The organism is Saccharomonospora iraqiensis subsp. paurometabolica YIM 90007, assembly GCF_000231035.2.
GTDB lineage: Bacteria > Actinomycetota > Actinomycetes > Mycobacteriales > Pseudonocardiaceae > Saccharomonospora > Saccharomonospora paurometabolica.
Genome location: NZ_KI912213.1, coordinates 186,268 through 192,410, shown reverse-complemented (window position 1 = coordinate 192,410; position 6,143 = coordinate 186,268). Strand labels below are relative to the sequence as shown.

Sequence of the window (6,143 nt, the reverse complement as noted above, 5' to 3'; positions counted from 1 at the left end):
GTGCCGCCGAGCGCGAGGGTGGCCGAGGTGAGCACGGTGGGCCCGGCGCCGAACACGCGCTCCCGTAGCAGACCGCCCACCCCGAGCGGCGCGACGTGCAGCGCGGGCGGGCGCGGGCTGTGCTCCCCGCCGGAACGCCACACGACATCGGTGCGTCCGCCCTCGTCGGCGTCGAACGCGTCCAGCAGCCGCACGGCCGTGTCGTGGATCTCGTCCAGTGCCGACCGGGCCACCTTGCGGGCGGTGGCCTCCTCCACGTCCTCCCGGCGTTCCGACCCGAGCGCGGTGACACAGGCGTGGGCCGCGTCGCGCACCGCCGCCACGGCGCCGCCGAGCGCGGTGGGCAGTTCGTCGAGCCGTCCGGACGGCATCTCCTGCAGCACCAGGGAGAGGCCCTCACCCGCCTCCAGCAGCCGGTCGGCGATCCCGGAGTCGATCAGTCGGCCGCACCGCCGGGTCGCGGTCGAGATCATGGCGGGGGTGAGTTCCGCGGTGGCCGCGGAGGTGACCCGGTCGACCAGTTCGTGCGCCTCGTCGATGACGGTGAGGTCGTGCTCGGGCAGCACCTGGTGCTCCTGCAGCGCGTCGATCGCCAGCAGTGCGTGGTTGGTGACCACGATGTCGGCCCGGCCCGCCTCGCCACGGGCCTGTTCGGCGAAGCAGTCGTCCCCGACCGGGCAGCGGTGCGCCCCCAGGCACTCCTGGGCGGTCACCGACACCTGCCGCCATGCCTGTTCGGACACACCCGGCACCAGCTCGTCGCGGTCCCCGGTGTCGGTCTCCGAGGACCATTCGTGCAGCCGCTTGACCTCCCGGCCGATCCGGGAGACGGCGAACGGGTCGAACAGTCCCGTGTCCTCCGGCTCCTCCGGCGCGCCGGTGTGCACCCGGTGCAGGCACAGGTAGTTGCGCCTGCCCTTGAGGATCGCGAACGTGGGCTCGCGGCCGAGCGGCCCGGCGAGCGCGGTGGCCAGTCGGGGCAGGTCCCGGTCGACGAGTTGTCGCTGGAGGGCGATGGTCGCGGTGGACACGACCACCGTGGCCCCGGCGGCGACGGCGTGCCGGATCGCGGGCACCAGGTAGGCCAGGGACTTGCCGGTGCCGGTTCCGGCCTGCACCACCAGGTGTTCTCCGGTGCGGAGGGTGTCGGTCACGGCCTCGGCCATGCGCACCTGGCCCTCGCGCTCGGTGCCGCCCACCGCGTCGACGGCGTGGGCGAGGAGGTCACGGACGCTCGGCAGGTCCGAAGGGTCGCCGGTCACGGCACCACACGGTACCGCCCGGGGGTGTCGGTGCCGGGCGTGCCTCGCCGGGTACTCCGCCGAGCGTCGACTCGTCGTCCCGGAGCGTCGACTCGCGGGCCCGGGGTGGCGACTCGCGGGCCTGGGGTGGCGACTCGCGAGGGGTGGTCAGCGGCGGGTGAGGGTCTGGAGTTCCTCGCGGTCGGGGAGGCCGATCGAGTCGCCCGGGACCGAGAGGGAGAAGGCGCGGCAGGCGGCGGCCGTGCGCAGCCTGCGCTCCGGGGGCGCGTCGGTGAGCAGGTCGGCGAGGTAGCCCGCCACGAAGGCGTCGTCGGCGCCGTCGGTGTCCACCGACCGCACCGGGTAGCTGGGCACGTCGTAGGGCGAACCGTGCAGCTCGGCGACGGCGCCGCGCGGGCCGAGCTTGACGACCACCTGCTCGGGGCCGATCCCGGCCAGTGCGGAGGCCAGTTCGCCGGGTTCGCCCTCGAAGCCGAGCAGCCGCACGACGTCGTCCCCGGCGAACACGATGGTCGACATCGACGCCAGGTCGTACAGGATGTCGGCCGCGTCGTCCGGGTACCAGAGCGCGTGGCTGTAGCGGACGTCGAGCGAGACGGGCACGCCCGCGTCGCGGGCCACCTCCACGGCCGCGAACGCCGTCTTCGCGGCCGAGTCGGACAGGCCGGGGGTCAACCCGCTCAGGTGCAGCACCCCGGCCGAGCGGATGCTGTCCTCCGGGATGTCCTCCGGGCACAGCCGGGTGCCCGCGCTGGCGTTGCGGTAGAACGACGCGCGGGCGACGTCGGTGTTGCGGAAGTCCTTGAGCACCAGTCCGGTCGGTGCCTGCCGGTCGGTGCGCACCGCCGAGGCGTCGACCCCCTCCTCCCGCAGGCGGAGCAGGGCAAGCGCGCCGGGTTCGTCGGCACCGACCCGGCCGGCCCAGGCGGTGTCCACGCCCAGCCGGGCCGCGCCGATCGCGACGACCGCCTCCGAGCCCGCGATGCCCACGCCCACGGACATGGCGTGCCGCAGCTTGCCGGAGGTGGTGCCGAACGCGGCCAGCACCTCACCGAAGGTCAGCAGCCCACCCGGTCTCACGCGGCGACCCTCGGACTGCCCGCCACGGTGACGCCCGCCCGGTCGAGTTCGGCCAGTGCGGTGTCCACGGTGGAACGGGACACCCCCGCGGTCAGGTCGGCCAGGACCCGGGTGCGCAGCCCGGTGCGTGCCGCGTCCAGTGCGGTGGCCCGGACACAGTGGTCGGTGGCGATGCCCACGACGTCCACCGAGTCGACCCCCCGCCGGGTGAGCCAGTCCGCGAGCCGCTCACCCGCGTCTGTCTCGCCGTCGAAGCCGGAGTAGCCGTCGCTGTACTGACCCTTGGAGAACACCGCCTCGATCGGGGCGACGTCCAGCCGGGGGTGGAACGACGCCCCGGGCGTGTCGGCGACGCAGTGCCGCGGCCACGATTGGACGTAGTCGGGGGCGTCCGAAAAGTGCGTTCCGGGGTCGATGTGGTAGTCCCGGGTGGCCACGACGTGGCCGTACCCCTCGGCACGCAGGTGCGCCGAGACGGCCTCGGCGACCGCGGCTCCTCCGGACACCGCGAGCGAACCTCCCTCGCAGAAGTCGTTCTGCACGTCCACCACGATCAGCGCGGTAGCCATGTCCACCTCCTCCGACGCCGACGGACCGAAGAGCCTACCGGGCGTGCCACGTGCCCTACAGGAACGTCGTGGGGATCGCGGGGTCACCGCCGGACAGCTTCAGCCCCTCCCACGGCAGACTCACCAGCGCACGCCGCAGCCGGTGCCGTGCATCCTCCAGGGTGGGCAGGTCCGGCACCGGTTGTCCAGCGCGGAGCAGGGCGAGGTGCAGGTCCCGGTCGTCCGCGCGCGCCTGCGGGGGGTGGGCGGTCGGGTGGACGACCTCCTCCAGCGCGGTCCCGGTGGGCTTGTGCCTGCGCACGGCGGATTTCCGGCCGCCCCGGGACGCCTTGTGCTCGCTGCGCTTGGCGACCGGGCGGCCCTGCACCTCGACCAGCTTGTAGACCATGCCCGCCGTGGGGGCGCCTGATCCGGTGACCACCGAGGTGCCCACGCCGTAGGCGTCGACCGGCTCGGCCCGCAGGGCGGCGATGGCGTGCTCGTCGAGGTCGCCGGACACGACGATGCGGGTGTCCGTGGCACCGAGCTTGTCCAGCTGTTCCCGCGCCTGGCGGGCGAGCACCCCGACGTCGCCGGAGTCGATGCGGATCGCCCCCAGTTCGGGCCCCGCCACCCGCACCGCGGTCTCGATCCCCCCGGTGATGTCGTAGGTGTCCACGAGCAGGGTGGTGTCGGTGCCCATCCGTTCGATCTGCGCGCGGAAGGCCTCCTCCTCGCTGTCGTGCAGCAGCATGAACGCGTGCGCGACCGTGCCCCTGGTCGGGATGCCGTACCGGCGTCCGGCCTCGAGGTTCGAGGTCGTGGCGAAGCCACCGAGGTAGGCCGCACGGGCGGCGGCGACGGCGGCGGACTCGTGCGTGCGCCTGCCGCCCATCTCGATGATCGGCCTGCCGTTGGCCGCTGCGGACATCCGGGCCGCGGCGGAGGCGATCGCGCTGTCGTGGTTGAGGATCGACAGGGTCAGCGTCTCCAGCAGGACCGACTCGGCGAACGTGCCGCGCACGGTCAGGATCGGGGACCCGGGGAAGTACAGCTCACCCTCCGGATAGCCGTCGATGTCCCCGGTGAAGCGGTACCCGGCCAGCCAGTCCAGGGTGTCGTCGGCCACCACGCCGGTCTCGCGGAGCTGGGTGAGTTCGGCGTCGGTGAACCGGAAGTCGGCGATGGCGTCGAGCAGCCGGTCGATGCCCGCCACGACGCCGTAGCGGCGCCCGGCGGGCAGGCTGCGCGCGAAGACCTCGAACACACAGTCGCGCTCGCCCGTCCCGTCGCGCAACGCGCTGCTCAGCATGGTGAGTTCGTAGTGGTCGGTCAGCAGCGCGGTGCTGCCACCCCCGGTACCGCCGGCACCCCCGGCCGCGTTCGTCGTGGAGGACATACCCGGCAACCCTATTCCGGTCGCGGGGATCCGCGATCCGGGCCGGGGCACGCCCCCCGCCCGGGGACCGACCTCGCGGGGCGACGCCGTCGGCGTCCGTGACACCATGGGACCATGACCACGCCTGTCGAGGCCGAAGAATCACTCGGGGCGCAGCAGGGCGCCGAGGACAGACCGTGGCAGACCATCGTGTGGAACGACCCGGTCAACCTCATGTCCTATGTGACCTACGTGTTCCAGCGACTGTTCGGCTACAGCCGCGAGCACGCCACGAAGCTGATGCTCGACGTGCACCACAAGGGCAGGGCCGTCGTGACGTCGGGAAGCAAGGAGAAGGTGGAGGGCGACGTCGCGAAACTCCACGCGGCGGGCCTCTGGGCGACCATGGAACAACCGTGAGGGGATGGCGCCGCGAGCGCGGCACGGTGCGTGGCGGTTTCGAGCAGCAGGAGGCCGCCGTGGTGCGGGGGTTGGTCCGCCAGATCGACGAGATGCTGCGCGCCCGCTCCGACGAGGTACCGCAGGACGAGCTGGCGGAGCTGACCGGGATCCGGACAGGCCCCGCGGAGTCCCCCGACGACCCGGTGCTGGGCCGGTTGCTGCCCGACTTCCACCGGCTGGACCCGGACAACCCGACGCGGGAGGACCTCGACTCCGCGGCCGCCCTGCGCTCCCTGCACGAGCCGGAGGTGCTGGACGCCAAGATCGGTGTCGCCGCCGTCGTGCTGGAGACCCTGCCGCCCGACGGCGGTGAGGTGCGGTTGGACGACGACCAGGCCGACGCCTGGCTGTCGGCGCTCAACGACGTACGGCTGGCGCTCGGCACCGCGCTCGACGTCACCGACGACATGCCGGACGAGCTGCCGGAGGACGACCCCCGCTCGCCCCACCTGAGCGTCTACCACTGGTTGACCTGGGTGCAGGAGAGCCTGGTACAGGCCCTCACCGAATGACCCGGTCACCGACGGGACGCGCGCGACCGGTCCGGGACCGACCGGGGGAGGACCGACGATGACGGCCGACGGCACGGCGGGCCACGACGACCGCGGGGACCACCCCCGGCACAACGCGCTCACCGACGTGCCCGGCGTTCTGGTGGGGCACCACCGGCGGTTGGGCCACGGCTGGGCGACCGGAACCACGGTCGTGCTGCCGCCGCCGGGCACGACCGGTGCGGTGGACCAGCGCGGCGGTGCGCCCGGCACGCGGGAGACGGACCTGCTCGCGCCGGAGAACCTGGTCGGACAGGTCGACGCGGTGTGCCTGTCCGGGGGCAGCGCCTACGGGCTCGCCGCCGCCGACGGCGTGATGCGGTGGCTGGCCGCAGCGCACCGTGGTTTCCGCGTCGGTGCCGCCCCGCACGAGGTGGTGCCGATCGTGCCGGGGGCGGTGGTGTTCGACCTGCCGCGCGGGGAGTGGGGCAACCGGCCGGACGCGGAGTTCGGGTACGCCGCCTGCGCGGCCGCCACGGACGGCCCTGTGCCGCAGGGCACGGTCGGTGCGGGCACCGGTGCGCGGGTGGGCTCGCTGAAGGGCGGTCTCGGCACCGCGAGCGAGCGCGTGGACGGCTACACCGTGGGCGCACTGGTCGTGCTCAACGCCGCGGGCGAGGCGGTGCGGCCAGACACCGGCGAGCCGTACGCGGCCGACCACGAGGTCGACGGGGAGTTCGGTGTCCGGGCCCGGCCCGGCGGGCCCGGACGGTCCGCGGAACAGCCGGGGACCGATCTGAACACCACGATCGGTGTCGTCGCGGTGGACGCGGAGCTGTCGAAGGGCCGGTGCCGACGGCTCGCGGTCGCCGCCCAGGACGGGCTGGCCCGCGCGGTCCGGCCCGCGCACGGGGATGTTCGA

Annotated in this window: 7 protein-coding genes; 3 read left to right on the top strand and 4 right to left on the bottom strand. The window is 73.8% G+C overall.

The genetic code is table 11. The features are described from left to right. The 4 genes from SACPADRAFT_RS0205590 to SACPADRAFT_RS0205575 form a co-directional block, all read right to left on the bottom strand. The coding region (locus SACPADRAFT_RS0205590) for an ATP-dependent DNA helicase (protein ID WP_007026072.1) at window positions 1-1,262 on the bottom strand (1,262 nt) is incomplete at its 3' end. A gap of 147 nt (window positions 1,263-1,409) precedes the next feature. Continuing rightward, window positions 1,410-2,342, bottom strand: coding sequence for a sugar kinase (locus SACPADRAFT_RS0205585; RefSeq protein WP_007026071.1), 933 nt, complete (start codon window positions 2,340-2,342; stop codon window positions 1,410-1,412). Further along, on the bottom strand, window positions 2,339-2,911 hold the full coding sequence (locus SACPADRAFT_RS0205580) for an isochorismatase family protein (RefSeq protein WP_007026070.1): 573 nt from the start codon (window positions 2,909-2,911) through the stop codon (window positions 2,339-2,341). Before SACPADRAFT_RS0205580 ends, SACPADRAFT_RS0205585 begins: the two co-directional genes overlap by 4 nt. A 55-nt stretch (window positions 2,912-2,966) precedes the next feature. Then, a complete protein-coding gene (locus tag SACPADRAFT_RS0205575) occupies window positions 2,967-4,289 on the bottom strand; it encodes a nicotinate phosphoribosyltransferase (RefSeq protein ID WP_007026069.1) in 1,323 nt (440 codons plus the stop codon). A gap of 114 nt (window positions 4,290-4,403) precedes the next feature. Here SACPADRAFT_RS0205575 and clpS point away from each other — a divergent pair, with 114 nt between their 5' ends. The 3 genes from clpS to SACPADRAFT_RS25755 form a co-directional block, all read left to right on the top strand. After that, entirely contained in the window at window positions 4,404-4,688 is a 285-nt protein-coding gene (clpS, locus tag SACPADRAFT_RS0205570; RefSeq protein WP_007026068.1) for an ATP-dependent Clp protease adapter ClpS, read from the top strand. Then, window positions 4,685-5,242 carry a DUF2017 domain-containing protein gene (locus tag SACPADRAFT_RS0205565; protein ID WP_028662244.1) on the top strand — a complete coding sequence of 186 codons (558 nt, stop codon included), beginning with the start codon at window positions 4,685-4,687 and terminating at the stop codon, window positions 5,240-5,242. The genes clpS and SACPADRAFT_RS0205565 overlap by 4 nt, the downstream gene beginning before the upstream one ends. Window positions 5,243-5,300: 58 nt before the next feature. Next, window positions 5,301-6,143: P1 family peptidase (locus SACPADRAFT_RS25755; protein ID WP_084258317.1), on the top strand; the 843-nt coding region annotated here is incomplete at its 3' end.